We start from the raw sequence: 16,717 nt of genomic DNA, 5'->3' as shown, positions 1-16,717 counted from the left end.
CAACGACCCACTCAAAAAATCAGCGGACTTCGTCCTCCAGCGCGCGGGCGATCACCAGCTTCTGCACGTCGGAAGTCCCTTCATAGATCTGCGCCACGCGCACGTCGCGGTAGATGCGCTCCAGCGGGTAGTCGGACAGGTAACCGTAACCACCCAGCGTCTGGATCGCCGCCGAGCACACCGCCTCGGCCATCTCGGAGGCCACCAGCTTGGCCATGCTCGACTCCTTCAGGCACGGCTTGCCGGCATCCTTCAGCGCCGCCGCGTGCCGCACCAGCTGCCGCGCCGCTTCCAGCCGCGCCGCCGCTTCAGCCAGGCGGAAACCGACCGCCTGATGGCGGATGATGGCCTGGCCAAACGTCTGGCGCTCGGTGGCGTAGCGGGTGGCAAACTCCAGCGCCGCGCGCGCCATGCCCAGGCACTGCGCGGCGATGCCGATGCGGCCGGATTCCAGATTGGCCAGCGCGATCCTGTAGCCCTCGCCTTCCTTGCCCAGCAAATGACTGGCCGGCACGCGCACGTTGTCGAACACGATCTGGCAGGTGTCGGACGCATGCTGGCCCATTTTGTCTTCCACCTTGGCCACGGTGTAGCCGGCGGCCGTGGTCGGTACCAGGAAGGCGCTGATGCCCTTCTTGCCGGCGGCCGGATCGGTGACCGCGAACACGATGGCGACATCGGCATGCTTGCCGTTGGTGATGAACTGCTTGACGCCGTTGATCACGTAGTCGTCGCCATCACGCAGCGCGCGGCTGCGCAGCGCGGCGGCATCGGAGCCGGCATCCGGCTCGGTGAGGCAGAAGGCCGAGATCCACTCGCCGCGCGCGATCGGACGCAGGAAGGTGTCCTTCTGCCAGTCGTTGCCGAAGCGCTCGATCGGGCCGCAGCCCACCGAGTTGATCACCGAGATGATGGTGGACAGCGCGCCGTCACCGGCGGCAATCTCCTCGATCACCGCGGCGAGGGTCACGTAGTCGAAACCGGCGCCCTCCCACTGCGGCGCCACGGTCAGGCCGAAGCAGCCCAGCTCGCCCAGGCCCTGCAGTGCCTGGCGCGGAAAGCTGTGCGCCTTGTCCCAGGCGGCGGCGTGCGGGGCGATTTCGCCCTGCACGAAGTCGCGCACCGCATCGACCACCTGTTCCTGTTCTGTCGTCAGCAGCATGGTCCGCCCCTTACACCAGTTCCAGCGCCAGCGCGGTGGCTTCGCCGCCGCCGATGCACAGGCTGGCGACGCCACGCTTCAACCCGCGCGCCTGCAGCGCCGCGATCAGCGTCACCACGATACGCGCACCGCTGGCGCCGATCGGATGCCCCAGCGCGCAGGCGCCGCCGTTGACATTGACCTTGGCGTGCGGCAGGCCCAGATCGTGCATCGCCGCCATGGTCACCACCGCGAACGCCTCGTTGATCTCGAACAGGTCGACGTCGTCCACCGTCCAGCCGGTTTTGGCCAGCAGCTTCTGCATTGCACCCACCGGCGCGGTGGAGAACCACGCCGGCTCGTGGGCGTGGGTGCTGTGGCCGATGATGCGTGCCAGCGGCGTCAGGCCGCGGGCGGCGGCTTCGCTCTCGCGCATCAGCACCAGCGCGGCGGCGCCATCGGAAATGGAGCTGGCGTTGGCCGGGGTCACCGTGCCGTCCTTCTTGAACGCCGGTTTCAGCGTCGGGATCTTGTCGAGATTGGCTTTCAGCGGCTGCTCGTCCTCGGCCACCACTTCCTCGCCCTTGCGGCCAAGCACGGTCACCGCCGCGATCTCGCTGCTGAACGCACCGCTGGTGATCGCGTGCTGGGCACGGGTCAGCGAGGCGATGGCGAATTCATCCTGTGCCGCGCGGCTGAAGCCGTACTTTTCCGCGCACAGCTCGGCGAACACGCCCATCAGCTTGCCCTTGTCGTAGGCGTCTTCCAGGCCGTCGAGGAACATGTGGTCCTTCAGCTCGCCGTGGCCCAGGCGCAGGCCGCCGCGTGCTTTCGGGATGATGTACGGCGCGTTGCTCATGCTTTCCATGCCGCCGGCCACCATCACCGTGTTACTGCCCGCCTTGAGCAGGTCGTGCGCCAGCATCAGTGCCTTCATGCCGGAGCCGCACATCTTGTTGATGGTGGTGGCACCCGCCGCCAGCGACAGGCCGCCCTTGATCGCCGCCTGCCGCGCCGGGGCCTGGCCCTGGCCGGCCGGCAGCACGCAGCCCATGATCACCTCTTCCACCGCTTCCGGCGCCACACCGGCGCGCTCCACCGCGGCCCGGATCGCCACCGCACCCAGCTCGCTGGCGCTGTGGCCGGACAGGCTGCCCTGAAAACCGCCCATCGCGGTGCGCGCCATTCCGACAATCACAATTGCATCGTTCTGCATCATCCGGTTCCTCTGCGGTGAAATATACGTTTACGTTAACGTAAACCAACCACAAAAAACAAGCCGCATCGCAGCGGCTGTGGCACAAACACAAAAACCGGCCTGCGCCGGCTACAGATCGGGCAACCCGCCGGTGCGCTTTTCCATCCACTGCTCGCACTGGCCGCGCAGCTGGCCGATTTCCTTCAGCACCAGCTGGATGTCGTCCAGCTGCTGCAACAGCTGCCGCTCGCGCCGCGACAGGATGTCGACGAATTTCATCAGCTGCGGCTCGTCGGTGTTGGCCGCATCGTACAGCTCGAACAACTCGCGGATCTCCTGCAAAGACAGCCCGATGCGCTTGCCGCGCAGCGTCAGCATCAGCCGCACCCGATCGCGCCGCGAATAGATGCGGCGCTGCCCCTTGCGCTCCGGCGTCAGCAGGCCCTCGGCCTCGTAAAATCGGATCGCCCGGGTGGTGACATCGAACTCCTGCGCCAACTCGGAAATGCTGAATGTACGATCAGCAGTGACAACCACGGCAACCCCCTTGCTTAACTGTCCAGATAATCGGCTCTTGTCGGCCACCCGCAATTGTAATACGGCCGGCCCCTGCCGGACATCCGGCAACGCCCTGCGCCGGCAACAAAGCACGCCGCCTGCGCCACAATTCTGCGCCCTTGCTATCACTTTAGTTGACGTTAACGTAAACTGGAAATAATTTTAGAGCACCCCAACCAGGAGAACAGCGATGGAATTCAAGCAGATTGGCGTTATCGGCGCCGGCACCATGGGCAACGGCATTGCCCAGGTCTTTGCCCAGGCCGGCTTTAGCGTGGTGATGGCCGACGTCAGCGATGCCGCCGTGGCACGCGGCCTCGCCAGCATCGGCAGCAGCCTGGCGCGACTGGTGAAGAAAGGCGTGCAGACTGAAGCCGGCGCCGGCGAAGTACTGGCACGCATCCAAGGCCGCACCGGCCTTGCCACACTCGGTGATTGCCAGCTAGTGATCGAGGCCGCCACCGAGAACGCCACCATCAAGGAACAGATTTTCCGCGAACTGGCCGGCATCGTCGGCCCCGACACCATCCTCGCTAGCAACACCTCGTCGATTTCGCTGACCACCATCGCCGCCTGGGTGCCGCAGCCGCAACGGGTGATCGGCATGCACTTCATGAACCCGGTGCCACTGATGCAACTGGTGGAGATCATCCGCGCGCTACAAACCGACGACGCCACCCACGCCGCCATCCACGCACTGAGCCTGCAGCTGGGCAAGACGCCGGTGACGGTGAAGGACGGCCCCGGCTTTGTGTCCAACCGCGTGCTGATGCCGATGATCAACGAGGCCGCCTTCGTGCTGTACGAAAACCTGGCCACCGCCGAGGACATCGACACCGTGATGAAGCTGGGCATGAACCACCCGATCGGCCCGCTGGCGCTGGCCGACCTGATCGGGCTGGACACCTGCCTGTCCATCATGGACATCCTGCACCGCGAGTTCCGCGACTCGAAATACCGCACCTGCCCGCTGCTGGTGCAGCTGGTCGCCGCCGGCCATCTCGGCCGCAAATCCGGCAAGGGCTTCTACGCCTACTGAGCATTTTCTACTGCAAAATCAGCAACTTCCGTCACGCGGCGTCCACCGCTGTGACGGAAGCACAACATGACGCAACGCAGTAAACCCGCCTTTCATAAAAACCCTTTGCATAAAACCGAGCGCTTGCTTTAGCTTAGTCACACCAAGTTAACGTTTACGTCAACGCAAAGGCCACAAGCCTTCCGCATTCCCACTGGCCACAAGCCTGTCTGATTTTACCCGGCATCACCCCCGCCCGTTCCCGGGCCACGCACCACCCGTGGCAGCCTGCTGCCGCCCCAAAAATACAAGAGGAGACACGAGAATGGCCAAGCCTGAAACTGTCCGCCCCGCCATCGCGCATGGCCACACGGCAGACACGTTCCCCAAGCTGCTGCTGGCGCATGCCCAGCAACGTGGCGCGCGCCCGGCAATGCGTGAGAAAGACCTCGGCATCTGGCAGACCTGGAGCTGGCAGCAAGTGGCGGCCGAAGTGCGCGCCCTCGCCCTCGGCCTTGCCAGCAAAGGCTTCAAGCGCGGCGACCGTCTGGCCGTGATCGGCGACAACCGCCCGCGCCTGTACATGGCGATCATGGCGGCGCAGTGTCTGGGCGGCGTGCCGGTGCCGCTGTACCAGGACTCGGCGGCGGAGGAAATGGTGTTCGTGCTGTCCGATGCCGAAGTGGCGATGGCGGTGGTCGAGGACCAGGAACAGGTCGACAAGCTGCTGGAAATTCGCGACCGCCTGCCAACACTGCAGGCCATCGTCTACGACGATGCGCGCGGCCTGCGTCACTACCAGCACAGCGGCCTCTACGACATCGCCGAAATCCTCGGCGCCGGCCGCGTGCAGCACGACGAGCACCCGCAGCTGTTCCAGAACATGGTTGACCTCGGCCGCGGCAGCGATCCGGCCATCATGCTGTACACCTCCGGTACCACCGGCCACCCCAAGGGCGTGCTGCACACCAATGACAGCATGATCATCACCGCGCGCAATGCGGCCAACCTTGAGGGCCTCACCGAGCACGAGGAGGTGCTGGCCTACCTGCCGATGGCGTGGGTCGGCGACAACCTGTTCTCCTACGCACAATCGATGGTCACCGGTTTCTGCGTGTCCTGCCCCGAGTCCAGCGACACGGTGATGACCGACATGCGCGAGATCGGGCCGACCTACTACTTCGCCCCGCCACGCGTGTACGAGAACCTGCTGACCCAGGTGATGATCCGCATGGAGGACGCCGGCCGCCTCAAGTACCGGATGTTCCACTACTTCATGGATCACGCCCGCCGCGTCGGCACCGCCATCCTGGAAGGCAAGCCGGTCGGCTTCTGGGACCGCATCGGCTACAAGCTCGGCGAACTGCTGGTCTACGGCCCGGTGAAGAACGTGCTCGGCTTCACCCGCCTCAAGCTCGCCTACACCGCCGGAGAGGCCATCGGCCCCGAGCTGTTCGACTTCTACCGCGCCATCGGCGTCAACATCAAGCAGCTGTACGGCCAGACCGAAGCCTACGTGATGGTGTGCGTGCACCCTAACGACAAGGTCAAGCCCGACACCGTCGGCGTGCCGGTGCCGGGGGTGGAAGTCAAGATCGCCGACAGCGGCGAGGTGCTGTTCCGCGGCCCGGGCACCTTCCACAGCTACTGGAAGCGCGACGACGCCACCGCCGAGACGCGCAACAGCGAAGGCTGGGTACACAGCGGCGACGCCGGCTTCTTCGACGAGGACGGCCATCTCAAGATCATCGACCGCGCCAAGGACGTTGGCCGCATGAACTGCGGCAGCCTGTTCGCGCCGAAATACCTGGAAAACAAGCTGAAATTCTTCCAGCAGATCAAGGAAGTGGTCGCCTTCGGCGACGGCTGCGACTACGCCACCGCCTTCATCAACATCGACCTGATCGCGGTCGGCAACTGGGCGGAAAAACGCGGCCTCGCCTACACCGGCTACACCGACCTCGCCGGCCAGGAGCCGGTGTACGAGCTGATCCGCGAGTGCATCGAGAAGATGAACGCCGACCTCGCCACCGACCCGCGGCTGGCCGGCAGCCAGATCAAGCGCTTCCTGATCCTGCACAAGGAGCTGGACGCCGACGACGGCGAGCTGACCCGCACCCGCAAGGTACGCCGCAAGTTCATCGCCGAACGCTACGCGCCGCTGATCGCGGCTCTCAACAGCGACGCGCGCGACTGCACCATCGACGCACAGGTGAAGTTCGAGGACGGCCGCAGCGGCAACATCCGCGCTACGGTGAAAATCCGCGACGCCAAGACCTTCCCCGCCACCGCCAAGGAGGCCGCATGAACCCGCACCGCAAAATCGGCGACGTCATCCTGCAAGCCGAAGCCATCTCGCTGTCCTTCGGCGGCGTGAAGGCGCTGACCAACATCAGCCTGGAAGTGCGCGAGCACGAAGTGCTGTCCATCATCGGCCCCAACGGCGCCGGCAAGAGCTCGATGCTGAACGTGATCAACGGCGTCTACCACCCGCAGCAGGGCCGCGTGATCTACCGCGGCGAGGCCCGCAGCAAGATGCGGCCGCACGAGGCGGCACGCCAGGGCATCGCGCGCACCTTCCAGAACATCGCGCTGTTCAAGGGCATGAGCGTGCTGGACAACATCATGACCGGCCGCAACCTGAAGATGCGTTCCAACTTCATCCAGCAGGCGCTGTACTGGGGCCGCACCCAGCGCGAGGAGATCGCCAACCGCGAGCAGGTGGAAAAGATCATCGACTTCCTCGAAATCCAGCACATCCGCAAGACCCCGGTCGGGCGCCTGCCCTACGGCCTGCAAAAGCGCGTCGAGCTGGCGCGGGCGCTGGCCGCCGAGCCGACGCTGCTACTGCTGGACGAGCCGATGGCCGGCATGAACGTGGAGGAAAAGCAGGACATGTGCCGCTTCATCCTCGACGTCAACGACGAGTTCGGCACCACCATCGTGCTGATCGAGCACGACATGGGGGTGGTGATGGACATCTCCGACCGCGTGGTGGTGCTCGACTACGGCAAGAAGATCGGCGACGGCACCCCGGACGAGATCCGCGGCAATGCCGACGTGATCGCCGCCTACCTCGGCACCTCCCACTAATCGCCGTTAGGGCACTTCGAAAAACCGTCGCGAGCCAGTCGAGCGCAAGGCGCAGCGCCCGCAGCGACCGAGTTAGTACAAGGCGTACAGCGAGGGAGCGAGGACGATGCAACGCAGCAATCGGCTGGCGCAGCAGGTTTTTCGAGGTACCCGTTAACGCCGCGTGCGGCCAACGTTGGCCGCAATATCAGGCAAGGAGCAAGACATGGAATGGCAGTTTTTCCTTGAGGTGCTGGTGGGCGGCCTGCTCGCCGGCGTGATGTATTCGCTGGTGGCGCTGGGCTTCGTGCTGATCTACAAGGCCTCCGGCGTGTTCAACTTTGCGCAGGGCGCGATGGTGCTGTTTGCCGCGCTGTCCTTTGTCTCGATCCAGGCGATGGGCGTGCCGTTCTGGCTGGCGCTGCTGCTGACGCTGGCGCTGATGGTGCTGCTCGGCGTCGGCATTGAGCGGGTGGTGCTGCGGCCGCTGGTCAACCAGCCGCCGATCACGCTGTTCATGGCCACCATCGGCCTGTCCTTCTTCCTCGAAGGGCTGGCGCAGATGGTGTGGGGCACCGACGTGCACGGCCTGGAGCTGGGCATCGCCGACGAGCCGTTCGATGTCGGCGGCGTATTCATCTCCAAGTTCGACCTGTTCGCCGCCGCGGTCGGCGGCACGCTGGTGGCGGCGCTGGCGCTGTTCTTCAGCAAGACCAAGCTGGGGCGCGCACTGCGCGCGGTGGCGGACGACCACCAGGCGGCGATGTCGGTCGGCATTCCGCTGAAGCACATCTGGGCCATCGTGTGGGGCGTCGCCGGTTTCGTGGCGCTGGTCGCCGGCCTGTTGTGGGGCTCGCGCCTTGGCGTGCAGTTCGCGCTGACGCTGGTGGTACTGAAGGCCTTGCCGGTGCTGATCCTCGGCGGCTTCACCTCGGTGCCGGGCGCCATCATCGGCGGCCTGATCATCGGCGCCGGCGAGAAGCTGGCCGAGGTGTACCTGGGGCCGTTCGTCGGTGGCGGCATCGAGAACTGGTTCCCCTACATGCTGGCACTGCTGTTCCTGCTGGTGCGTCCGGAAGGCCTGTTCGGCGAAAAACATATCGAGAGGGTGTAAACCATGTTCTACCGTGAATCGGGTCAGTTCAAGAGTTCCTACGCGGCGGATTCCGCCATCCTCACCATCGCCCAGGACCGGCTGTTTATCGCCGCCCTGCTCGCGCTCGCCTTCGTGGTGCTGCCGGGCCTTGGCAGCGACTACCTGCTGTCCGGCATCCTGATCCCCTTCCTGATCCTGTCGCTGGCGGCACTGGGGCTGAACATCCTCACCGGCTACGCCGGGCAGTTGTCGCTGGGCTCGGCGGCGTTCATGGCGGTGGGCGCGTTTGCCACCTACAACTTCATGCTGCGCATGCCGGGCATGCCGCTGCTGCTCGCCATCTTCCTCGGCGGCCTGATGGCGGCACTGGTCGGCGTCGCCTTCGGCCTGCCGTCCTTGCGCATCAAGGGCTTCTACCTGGCGGTGGCGACGCTGGCCGCACAGTTCTTCATCGAGTGGGTGTTCACCAAGTTCGGCTGGTTCACCAACTACAGCAGCTCCGGCGTGATCTCGGCACCGCCGATGCAGGTGTTCGGCATCGCCATCGACACCCCGGCCAGCAAGTACCTGCTGACGCTGTCCATCGTGGCGCTGATGGCGCTGGCGGCGAAGAACATGGCCCGCGCCAGCATCGGCCGCGCCTGGATGGCGATCCGCGACATGGACGTCGCCGCCGAGGTGATCGGCATCCCGATGCTGCGCACCAAGCTGCTCGCCTTTGCCATCAGCTCGTTCTACTGCGGCGTCGCCGGCGCACTGTACGCCTTCGTGCTGCTGGGCACCGTTGATGCGCAGGCCTTCGATCTGCACCGCTCCTTCCAGGTGCTGTTCATGATCATCGTCGGTGGCGTCGGCAGCATTCTCGGCTCCTTCCTCGGCGCCGCCTTCATCGTGCTGCTGCCGATCTGCCTCAACCTGCTGGGTCAGGCCTTCCACGACACCATCAGCACCCAGTTCCTCGCCAACCTGGAAATGATGCTGTTCGGTGGCCTGATCATCTTCTTCCTGATCGTCGAGCCACACGGCCTCGCCCGGCTGTGGCAGATCGCCAAGGAAAAACTGCGCGTGTGGCCGTTCCCGCACTGACGCGCCTGCAACGACCTGAAGGTTGGCCGCAAGGTCGCGGCCAACCGATGCATGACCCCAAGCAGCACCACAACAGAGAAAGACCAGGAGACATCACCATGAACAAAACCGCTGTTGCCGTATCGCTCGCCCTGTTGACCGTTGCCGGTGTGGCCCAGGCCGCCGACCAGTTCATTCCGATCCCCAGCTACCGTGTCGGCGCCTACGCCTCCGGCGGGGCCAAGTTCTACGGCGGCATGATCGACTACCTCAACTACGTCAACATGAAGGAAGGCGGCGTCGGCGGCGTCAAGCTCACCTACGAGGAGTGCGAGACCGAGTACAAGAACGACCGCGGCGTGGAGTGCTACGAACGCCTGAAGGCGAAGAACGGCGGCGCCTCGGCGTTCAACTTCATGTCCACCGGCATCACCTACGCCACCATGGACCGCGCCGAGAAGGACAAGATTCCGCTGATGACCATGGGCTTCGGCCGCGCCGATGCGCAGGACGGCCGCGCCTTCAAGTACGTGTTCCCGCTGATCACCAGCTACTGGAGCCAGGCCACCGCCAAGGTGCAGTTCCTCGGCCAGCGCGTCGGCGGCATGCAGAACCTGAAGGGCAAGAAGATCGTCAACCTGTACCACGGCTCCGCCTACGGCAAGGAAACCATCCCGGTGCTGGACGCGATGGCGAAGAAGTACGGCTTCGAACTGCAGCACGTGGAAGTGCCGGCACCGGGCACCGAGCAGCAGTCGCAGTGGCTGGAAATCCGCCGCGCACGCCCGGACTTCGTGCTGCTGCGCAGCTGGGGGGTGATGACGCCGGCGGCGCTGAAATCGGCGCAGAAGGTCGGCTTCCCGCGTGAAAACATCGTCGCCAACTGGTGGGGCGGCTCGGAAGAAGACGCCATCGCCGCCGGCGATGCCGCCAAGGGCTATATCGCCGGCAGCTTCGCGCTGGACGGCAGGCAGTTCCCGGTGATCCAGAACATCGAGAAGACCGTGTACGGCGCCGGCAAGGGCAATCTCTCCGACAAGGGCTTCATCGGCACCGTCAACTACAACCGCGGCGTGGTCAGCGGCATCCTGATGGTGGAGGCGATCCGCGCGGCACAGAAGAAATACGGCGCCAAGACCCTCAACGGCGACCAGATCCGCTGGGGCATGGAAAACCTCAACATCGACGCCAAGCGGCAGCAGGAACTGGGCGTGACCGACATGTTCCCGCAGGTGAAAACCAGCTGCCAGAACCACGAAGGCAGCGGCTACACCCGCTTCATGCAGTGGGACGGCAAGGACTGGAAGCCGGTCTCCGGCTGGATCAAGGCCGACACCGGCGTCACCCTGCCGCTGATCAAGGCCTCGGTCGACAAGTACAGCCAGGAAAAGAGCATGAAGCTGCGTGACTGCGCCGCCGAGAAGTAATGCCGCCGGCACCGGCCGCGCCGCCCTGGCGCGCGCCGGCGCCTGCCGACCTCACTGCTGACCCGGCCGGGGCCCCGCCCCGGCCCTCACGGAGCCTACGCCCATGCAAGCCACCGCAACGCCTTACCTGCTGTCGGTCAACAACATCGAAGTGATCTACAACCACGTCATTCTGGTGCTCAAGGGCGTGTCGCTGGACGTGCCGGAAGGCCAGATCGTCGCCCTGCTCGGCGCCAACGGCGCCGGCAAGAGCACCACGCTGAAGGCGATCTCCAGCCTGCTGCGCTCCGAGCGCGGCGACATCACCAAGGGCACCATCGAATACCGCGGCCAGCGCATCGACCACGGCACGCCGGACCAGCTGGTGAAACAGGGCGTGATCCAGGTGATGGAAGGCCGCCACTGCTTCGGCCACCTCACCGTCGAGGAAAACCTGCTCACCGGCGCCTACACCCGCGCCATCAGCCGCAGCGAGATCAAGCTGGCGCTGGAGCGCATCTACCACTACTTCCCGCGGCTGAAGACGCGCCGCCAGAGCCAGGCCGGCTACACCAGCGGCGGCGAGCAGCAGATGGTGGCCATCGGCCGCGCGATGATGGCCGACCCGAAGATGATCCTGCTCGACGAGCCGTCAATGGGACTGGCACCGCAGATCGTCGAGGAGATCTTCGAGATCGTGCGCGAACTGAACCAGCAGGAAAACGTCAGCTTCCTGCTGGCGGAACAGAACACCAACGTCGCGCTGCGCTACGCCCACTACGGCTACATCCTGGAAAACGGCCGCGTGGTGATGGACGGCAGCGCCGATGAGCTGCGCAGCAACGAGGACGTCAAGGAGTTCTACCTCGGCCTCGGCGGCGAAGGCCGCAAGAGCTTCCGCGAGGTGAAGCACTACCGCCGCCGCAAACGCTGGCTGGCGTGACGCGCCCGCCCTCGCCGCCCCCGACAGGAGTCACCATGCCCTATCTCGACACACTGGAAACCCGCGCCCCCGCCGCAAGGTTGGCCGCACAGCTGGCCGCGCTGCCGGCGCAGATCGCCCACGCCAAGGCGCACAGCCCCGCCTACGCCGCGCTGCTCGCCGACATCGAGCCGGCCGGCATCACCAGCCTAGCCGCGCTGGCCGACCTGCCGCTGACACGCAAGTCGGCGCTGATCGCCGCGCAGCAGGCGGCGCCGCCGTTCGGCGGCTTCGCCGCGCTGGCGCCGGGACAGGCGGCACGGCTGTTCGCCTCGCCCGGCCCGATCTACGAGCCGCAAGGCCACGGCGACGACTTCTGGCGCCTCAGCCGCGCGCTGTACGCAGCCGGCGTGCGTGCCGGCGAGCTGGTGCACAACGCCTTTTCCTACCACTTCACCCCCGGCGGCTTCATGCTCGACGCCGGCGCCCGCGCGCTGGGCTGCGCCGTGTTCCCCGCAGGCCCCGGCCAGACCGAGCTGCAGGTGGCGGCGCTGCGCGACCTCGGCGCCAGCACCTACACCGGCACGCCCTCGTTCCTGAAACTGATCCTGGAAAAGGCCGACCAGCTCGGCGTCGCGCTGCCGCGTCTGAACAAGGCGCTGGTCAGCGGCGAGGCGCTGCCGGCCAGCCTGCGTGCCTGGTTCGCCGCACGCGGCATCGCCGTGCTGCAGTGCTACGCCACCGCCGACCTCGGCCTGATCGCCTACGAAACCGCACCGGACCAGGGCATGGTCATCGACGAGGGCGTGCTGCTGGAGATCGTACGCCCCGGCAGCGGCGAGCCGCTGCCGGCCGGCGAGATCGGCGAGGTGGTGGTCACCAGCTTCAACCGCGACTACCCGCTGCTGCGCTTTGCCACCGGCGACCTGTCGGCGCTGATCGACACCCCGTCGCCGTGCGGCCGCAGCAACCAGCGCATCCGGGGCTGGCTCGGCCGCGCCGACCAGAGCACCAAGATCAAGGGCATGTTCGTGCACCCGGAACAGGTGCACGCGGTGACGCAGCGCCACCCGGCGGTGCGGCGCGCGCGGCTGGTGGTGACGCAGCATGAGCAGCTCGACGTGATGACGCTGCACGCCGAGGTTGGCGATCAGCACGACAGCAGCCTTGCGGCCAACCTTGCCGCCAGCCTGCGCGAGGTGTGCAAACTGCGCGGCGAGGTGGTGCTGTGCGCGCCCGGCAGCCTGCCCGCCGACGGCAAGGTCATCGACGACGCGCGCAGCCTAGCCTGAATGCCGTACCGGGCCGCTGCCGGCGGCCGCACTTTCGCCGCTGGCAGCGGTCTATGCAGACAGATAACAGGCAATACCAACCGCCGCCTGTACCCGCCACGCAACAGCCTGGCAGCACGGTTTGCGCTGCTTGTAGTGCGCCCTTCAAAAAACCAAGCGCTTGCTCTAAATTGAGATTAAATTGACGTTTACGTCAACGTGCACTAATTATCTAACACCACGGCTACCAGCCGCACGCGCCACGCCGCCCGCAAAGGAGAAACACCATGTCGCACCTGCCCACCGTCAAGCTGCTGATCAACGGCGAATTCGTCGAATCGACCACCAGCGAATGGCGTGACGTGATCAACCCGGCCACCCAGCAAGTGCTGGCGCGCGTGCCGATGGCCACCGCCGCCGAGGTGGCCGCCGCCGTCGCCGCCGGCAAGGCCGCGTTCAAGAGCTGGAAGAAAACCCCGATCGGCACCCGCGCCCGTATCTTCCTCAAGCTGCAGCAGCTGATCCGCGAACACATGAAGGAGCTGGCCGCCATCCTCACCGCCGAGCAGGGCAAGACGCTGGCCGACGCCGAAGGCGACGTGTTCCGCGGCCTGGAGGTGGTCGAGCATGCGGCCAACATCGGCAGCCTGCAGCTGGGCGACTACGCCGAGAACGTCGCCGGCGGCGTCGATACCTACAGCGTGATGCAGCCGCTGGGCGTCTGCGCCGGCATCACCCCGTTCAATTTCCCGGCGATGATCCCGCTGTGGATGTTCCCGATGGCCATCGCCACCGGCAACACCTTCGTGCTGAAGCCGTCGGAGCAGGACCCGATGGTGACCATGCGCCTGGTCGAGCTGGCACTGGAAGCCGGCGTACCGCCGGGCGTGCTGAACGTGGTGCACGGCGGGCCGGAAGTGGTGAACGCCATCTGCGACCACCCCGACATCAAGGCGATCTCCTTCGTCGGCTCCAGCAAGGTCGGCACCCACGTCTACAATCGCGCCAGCCTGAACGGCAAGCGCGTGCAGTGCATGATGGGCGCCAAGAACCACGCCATCGTGCTGCCGGACGCCAACAAGGAACAGGCGCTGAACCAGCTCACCGGTGCGGCCTTCGGTGCCGCCGGCCAGCGCTGCATGGCGCTGACGGTGGCGGTACTGGTCGGCGACGCGCAACAGTGGATCCCCGATCTGGTGGCCAAGGCCAGAACGCTGCAGGTCGGCCCCGGCAATACCAACCCCGACATCGGCCCGCTGATTTCCTGCGCTGCCAAGGACCGCGTCGCCACGCTGATCGCCAAGGGCGTCGAGCAAGGCGCCACGCTGGAGCTGGACGGCCGCAGCGTCAGCGTGGCCGGCTTCGAGCACGGCAACTTCGTCGGCCCCACCATCTTCAGCGGCGTCAAGCCGGGGATGGCGATCTACGACCAGGAAATCTTCGGCCCGGTGCTGTGCCTGATGGCCGCCGACACGCTGGATGAGGCCATCGACATCATCAATGCCAATCCCAACGGTAACGGCACCGCCATCTTCACCCAGAGCGGCGCGGCGGCGCGCCACTTCCAGGAGGAGATCGACGTCGGCCAGGTCGGCATCAACGTGCCGATCCCGGTACCGGTGCCGCTGTTCTCGTTCACCGGCTCGCGCGCGTCCAAGCTTGGCGATCTCGGCCCCTACGGCAAGCAGGTGGTGCTGTTCTATACCCAGACCAAGACTGTCACCAGCCGCTGGTTCGACGACGACGCCAGCAGCGGCAAAGTGCATACCACCATCGCGCTGAAGTAAGAGCAACGTTGGCCGCGGCCAGCCCGCGCCACAAGCGCGGCGGCCGGCGAAGCAGAAAAGGAATCAAGCATGGACTTCGCACTCAGCGACGAACAAATCGCCTTTCGTGACAGCGCACGCGCTTTCGCCGACAACGAACTGGCGCCGCATGCCGCGCACTGGGACGAGGCGGAAATCTTCCCGGTGGACGTGATCCGCCGCGCCGGCGAGATGGGCTTCTGCGGCCTGTACACACCGGAGCAGTACGGCGGGCTGGGCCTGACGCGCCAGGACGCCGCCATCGTGTTCGAGGCGCTGGCCGGCGGCTGCACCTCCACCACCGCCTACCTCACCATCCACAATATGGTCAGCTGGATGATCGGCAGCTTTGCCCGCCCGGAAGTGGCGGCGCAGTGGGTGCCGCAACTGGCCAGCGGCGAGCTGCTCGGCAGCTACTGCCTGACCGAGCCGGGCGCCGGCTCCGATGCGGCCAACCTGCGCACCCGCGCCGAGCGTGACGGCGAGCACTACATCCTCAACGGCAGCAAGGCCTTCATCTCCGGCGCCGGCAGCAGCGACGTGCTGGTGGTGATGGCGCGCACCGGCGGCGCCGGCGCACGCGGCATCTCCGCACTGCTGGTACCGGCCGACCTGCCCGGCATCGTCTACGGCAAGAAGGAAAAGAAGATGGGCTGGAACAGCCAGCCCACGCGCGCCATCACCTTTGATAACGTGGTGGTGCCGGCGGCCAACCTGCTGGGCGAGGAAGGCCAGGGCTTCAGCTTCGCGATGAAGGGACTGGACGGCGGCCGCATCAACATCGCCAGCTGCTCGGTCGGCACCGCGCAGGCGGCGCTGGACGCCGCCACCCGCTACGTGCAGGAACGACAGCAGTTCGGCCAGCCGCTGGCCGAGTTCCAGAGCGTGCAGTTCCGCCTCGCCGACATGGTCACCGAGCTGGTCGCCGCGCGGCAGATGGTGCGCCTCGCCGCCTGGCAGCTGGACAAGGGCAGCGCCGATGCCAGCGCCTACTGCGCGATGGCGAAACGCTTCGCCAGCGACGTCGGCTTCAAGGTCTCCAACGAGGCGCTGCAGCTGTTTGGCGGCTACGGTTATATCAAGGAATACCCGCTGGAGCGCTACGTGCGCGACAACCGTGTGCACCAGATCCTGGAAGGCACCAACGAGATCATGCGCGTGATCATCGCGCGCAAGCTGCTGCAGGAAGGCGCGCTGGAAAACCTGCGCTGACCGCGATTGAAATAGAGACTTTGCCCGCCCCACCCGCCACCACCGCACCAGGCCGCCGTTGCCAGCCACGCCTGGACTGAGGTGGCAAACACAGGAACCGAACATGCAAGACTACGCCAACCTGATCGTTGAAAAACGCGGCCACACCGCCCTGATCACCATTGCCAACCCGCCGGCCAATACCTGGACCTACGACAGCTTGCAGGCGCTGAAGCGGCTGGTGGCCGATCTCAACGCCGACCGCGACATCTACGCACTGGTGATCACCGGCGACGGCGACAAATTCTTCTCCGCCGGCGCCGACCTCAAGCTGTTCGCCGACGGCGACAAGGGCGTCGCCGCCAGCATGACCATCCTGTTCGGCGAGGCCTTCGAGGCGCTGTCGGCGTTCCGCGGCGTCAGCATCGCCGCCATCAACGGCTACGCGATGGGCGGCGGGCTGGAGTGCGCGCTGGCCTGCGACATCCGCATCGCCGAGGAACAGGTGGTGATGGCGCTGCCGGAGGCCGCCGTCGGCCTGCTGCCCTGCGCCGGCGGCACGCAGAACCTGCCGCACCTGGTCGGCGAAGGCTGGGCCAAGCGCATGATCCTGTGCGGCGAGCGCGTCGATGCCGCCACCGCGCTGCGCATCGGGCTGGTGGAAGAAGTGGTGGCCAAAGGCAGCGCGCGCGATAGCGCACTGGCGCTGGCGGAAAAGGTTGGCCGCCAGTCCCCGGTGGCGGTCACCGCCTGCAAGACGCTGGTACAAGCCGCGCGCCACGCTCCGCCTGCGGCCAACCTGATCCACGAGCGCGAACTGTTCATCAAGCTGTTCGACACCGAAGACCAGCGCGAAGGGGTGCAGGCCTTCCTGCAGAAGCGCACGCCGCAGTGGCAAAACCGCTAAACCCTGTTAGCCACTGAACCCGCGAAAAACACGACAACAAAGCGGATAGCCAGCCGCACCAGCATGC

General features: G+C 66.0%; 14 protein-coding genes. 11 read left to right on the top strand and 3 right to left on the bottom strand.

Annotation, left to right across the window (positions count from 1 at the left end; all coding sequences use genetic code 11):
• Positions 1-19: 19 nt before the first annotated feature.
• The 3 genes from C8E02_RS12615 to C8E02_RS12605 form a co-directional block, all read right to left on the bottom strand.
• Entirely contained in the window at positions 20-1,162 is a 1,143-nt protein-coding gene (locus tag C8E02_RS12615) for an acyl-CoA dehydrogenase family protein (RefSeq protein WP_120811185.1), read from the bottom strand.
• A 10-nt stretch (positions 1,163-1,172) separates the two neighbouring features.
• Entirely contained in the window at positions 1,173-2,360 is a 1,188-nt protein-coding gene (locus C8E02_RS12610; RefSeq protein ID WP_342766779.1) for an acetyl-CoA C-acyltransferase, read from the bottom strand.
• Between the two features lie 108 nt (positions 2,361-2,468).
• Entirely contained in the window at positions 2,469-2,876 is a 408-nt protein-coding gene (locus tag C8E02_RS12605; protein WP_120811183.1) for a MerR family transcriptional regulator, read from the bottom strand.
• 211 nt (positions 2,877-3,087) lie between these two features.
• Here C8E02_RS12605 and C8E02_RS12600 point away from each other — a divergent pair, with 211 nt between their 5' ends.
• The 11 genes from C8E02_RS12600 to C8E02_RS12550 all read left to right on the top strand — a co-directional run bounded on the left by C8E02_RS12600 (position 3,088) and on the right by C8E02_RS12550 (position 16,650).
• Positions 3,088-3,936: a 3-hydroxybutyryl-CoA dehydrogenase gene (locus C8E02_RS12600; protein ID WP_120811181.1), complete on the top strand. Its 849-nt coding sequence runs from the start codon at positions 3,088-3,090 to the stop codon at positions 3,934-3,936.
• A gap of 304 nt (positions 3,937-4,240) precedes the next feature.
• Entirely contained in the window at positions 4,241-6,223 is a 1,983-nt protein-coding gene (locus C8E02_RS12595; protein ID WP_120811179.1) for an AMP-binding protein, read from the top strand.
• Positions 6,220-7,008, top strand: coding sequence for an ABC transporter ATP-binding protein (locus C8E02_RS12590; RefSeq protein WP_047965980.1), 789 nt, complete (start codon positions 6,220-6,222; stop codon positions 7,006-7,008). The genes C8E02_RS12595 and C8E02_RS12590 overlap by 4 nt, the downstream gene beginning before the upstream one ends.
• A gap of 205 nt (positions 7,009-7,213) precedes the next feature.
• Entirely contained in the window at positions 7,214-8,101 is an 888-nt protein-coding gene (locus C8E02_RS12585) for a branched-chain amino acid ABC transporter permease (RefSeq protein ID WP_047965979.1), read from the top strand.
• A 3-nt stretch (positions 8,102-8,104) separates the two neighbouring features.
• Complete coding sequence (locus C8E02_RS12580; protein ID WP_047965978.1) at positions 8,105-9,169, top strand: branched-chain amino acid ABC transporter permease; 1,065 nt, start codon at positions 8,105-8,107, stop codon at positions 9,167-9,169.
• A gap of 98 nt (positions 9,170-9,267) precedes the next feature.
• Positions 9,268-10,575: an ABC transporter substrate-binding protein gene (locus tag C8E02_RS12575; protein ID WP_120811177.1), complete on the top strand. Its 1,308-nt coding sequence runs from the start codon at positions 9,268-9,270 to the stop codon at positions 10,573-10,575.
• Positions 10,576-10,678: 103 nt separating this feature from the next.
• Positions 10,679-11,497, top strand: a complete 819-nt coding sequence (locus tag C8E02_RS12570) for an ABC transporter ATP-binding protein (protein WP_047965976.1) — start codon at positions 10,679-10,681, stop codon at positions 11,495-11,497.
• Between the two features lie 35 nt (positions 11,498-11,532).
• On the top strand, positions 11,533-12,768 hold the full coding sequence (locus C8E02_RS12565; protein ID WP_120811175.1) for a phenylacetate--CoA ligase family protein: 1,236 nt from the start codon (positions 11,533-11,535) through the stop codon (positions 12,766-12,768).
• Between the two features lie 266 nt (positions 12,769-13,034).
• Positions 13,035-14,534 carry a CoA-acylating methylmalonate-semialdehyde dehydrogenase gene (locus C8E02_RS12560; RefSeq protein WP_120811173.1) on the top strand — a complete coding sequence of 500 codons (1,500 nt, stop codon included), beginning with the start codon at positions 13,035-13,037 and terminating at the stop codon, positions 14,532-14,534.
• Positions 14,535-14,603: 69 nt separating this feature from the next.
• Positions 14,604-15,764: an acyl-CoA dehydrogenase family protein gene (locus C8E02_RS12555; RefSeq protein ID WP_120811171.1), complete on the top strand. Its 1,161-nt coding sequence runs from the start codon at positions 14,604-14,606 to the stop codon at positions 15,762-15,764.
• A gap of 103 nt (positions 15,765-15,867) precedes the next feature.
• Positions 15,868-16,650: an enoyl-CoA hydratase gene (locus C8E02_RS12550; RefSeq protein WP_120811169.1), complete on the top strand. Its 783-nt coding sequence runs from the start codon at positions 15,868-15,870 to the stop codon at positions 16,648-16,650.
• Positions 16,651-16,717: the final 67 nt, after the last annotated feature.

This window comes from Vogesella indigofera (assembly GCF_003633895.1).
In the GTDB taxonomy this organism is placed as follows: Bacteria; Pseudomonadota; Gammaproteobacteria; order Burkholderiales; family Chromobacteriaceae; genus Vogesella; species Vogesella indigofera.
This window is presented reverse-complemented; position numbering and strand designations above follow the sequence as displayed.

Excerpts from the sequence above, each read along its gene's own strand:
- C8E02_RS12615 (WP_120811185.1), bottom strand. The coding sequence starts at position 1,162 with ATGCTGCTGACGACAGAACAGGAACAGGTGGTCGATGCGGTGCGCGAC.
- C8E02_RS12610 (WP_342766779.1), bottom strand. The coding sequence starts at position 2,360 with ATGATGCAGAACGATGCAATTGTGATTGTCGGAATGGCGCGCACCGCG.
- C8E02_RS12600 (WP_120811181.1), top strand. The coding sequence starts at position 3,088 with ATGGAATTCAAGCAGATTGGCGTTATCGGCGCCGGCACCATGGGCAAC.
- C8E02_RS12595 (WP_120811179.1), top strand. The coding sequence starts at position 4,241 with ATGGCCAAGCCTGAAACTGTCCGCCCCGCCATCGCGCATGGCCACACG.
- C8E02_RS12590 (WP_047965980.1), top strand. The coding sequence starts at position 6,220 with ATGAACCCGCACCGCAAAATCGGCGACGTCATCCTGCAAGCCGAAGCC.
- C8E02_RS12585 (WP_047965979.1), top strand. The coding sequence starts at position 7,214 with ATGGAATGGCAGTTTTTCCTTGAGGTGCTGGTGGGCGGCCTGCTCGCC.
- C8E02_RS12580 (WP_047965978.1), top strand. The coding sequence starts at position 8,105 with ATGTTCTACCGTGAATCGGGTCAGTTCAAGAGTTCCTACGCGGCGGAT.
- C8E02_RS12575 (WP_120811177.1), top strand. The coding sequence starts at position 9,268 with ATGAACAAAACCGCTGTTGCCGTATCGCTCGCCCTGTTGACCGTTGCC.
- C8E02_RS12570 (WP_047965976.1), top strand. The coding sequence starts at position 10,679 with ATGCAAGCCACCGCAACGCCTTACCTGCTGTCGGTCAACAACATCGAA.
- C8E02_RS12565 (WP_120811175.1), top strand. The coding sequence starts at position 11,533 with ATGCCCTATCTCGACACACTGGAAACCCGCGCCCCCGCCGCAAGGTTG.
- C8E02_RS12560 (WP_120811173.1), top strand. The coding sequence starts at position 13,035 with ATGTCGCACCTGCCCACCGTCAAGCTGCTGATCAACGGCGAATTCGTC.
- C8E02_RS12555 (WP_120811171.1), top strand. The coding sequence starts at position 14,604 with ATGGACTTCGCACTCAGCGACGAACAAATCGCCTTTCGTGACAGCGCA.
- C8E02_RS12550 (WP_120811169.1), top strand. The coding sequence starts at position 15,868 with ATGCAAGACTACGCCAACCTGATCGTTGAAAAACGCGGCCACACCGCC.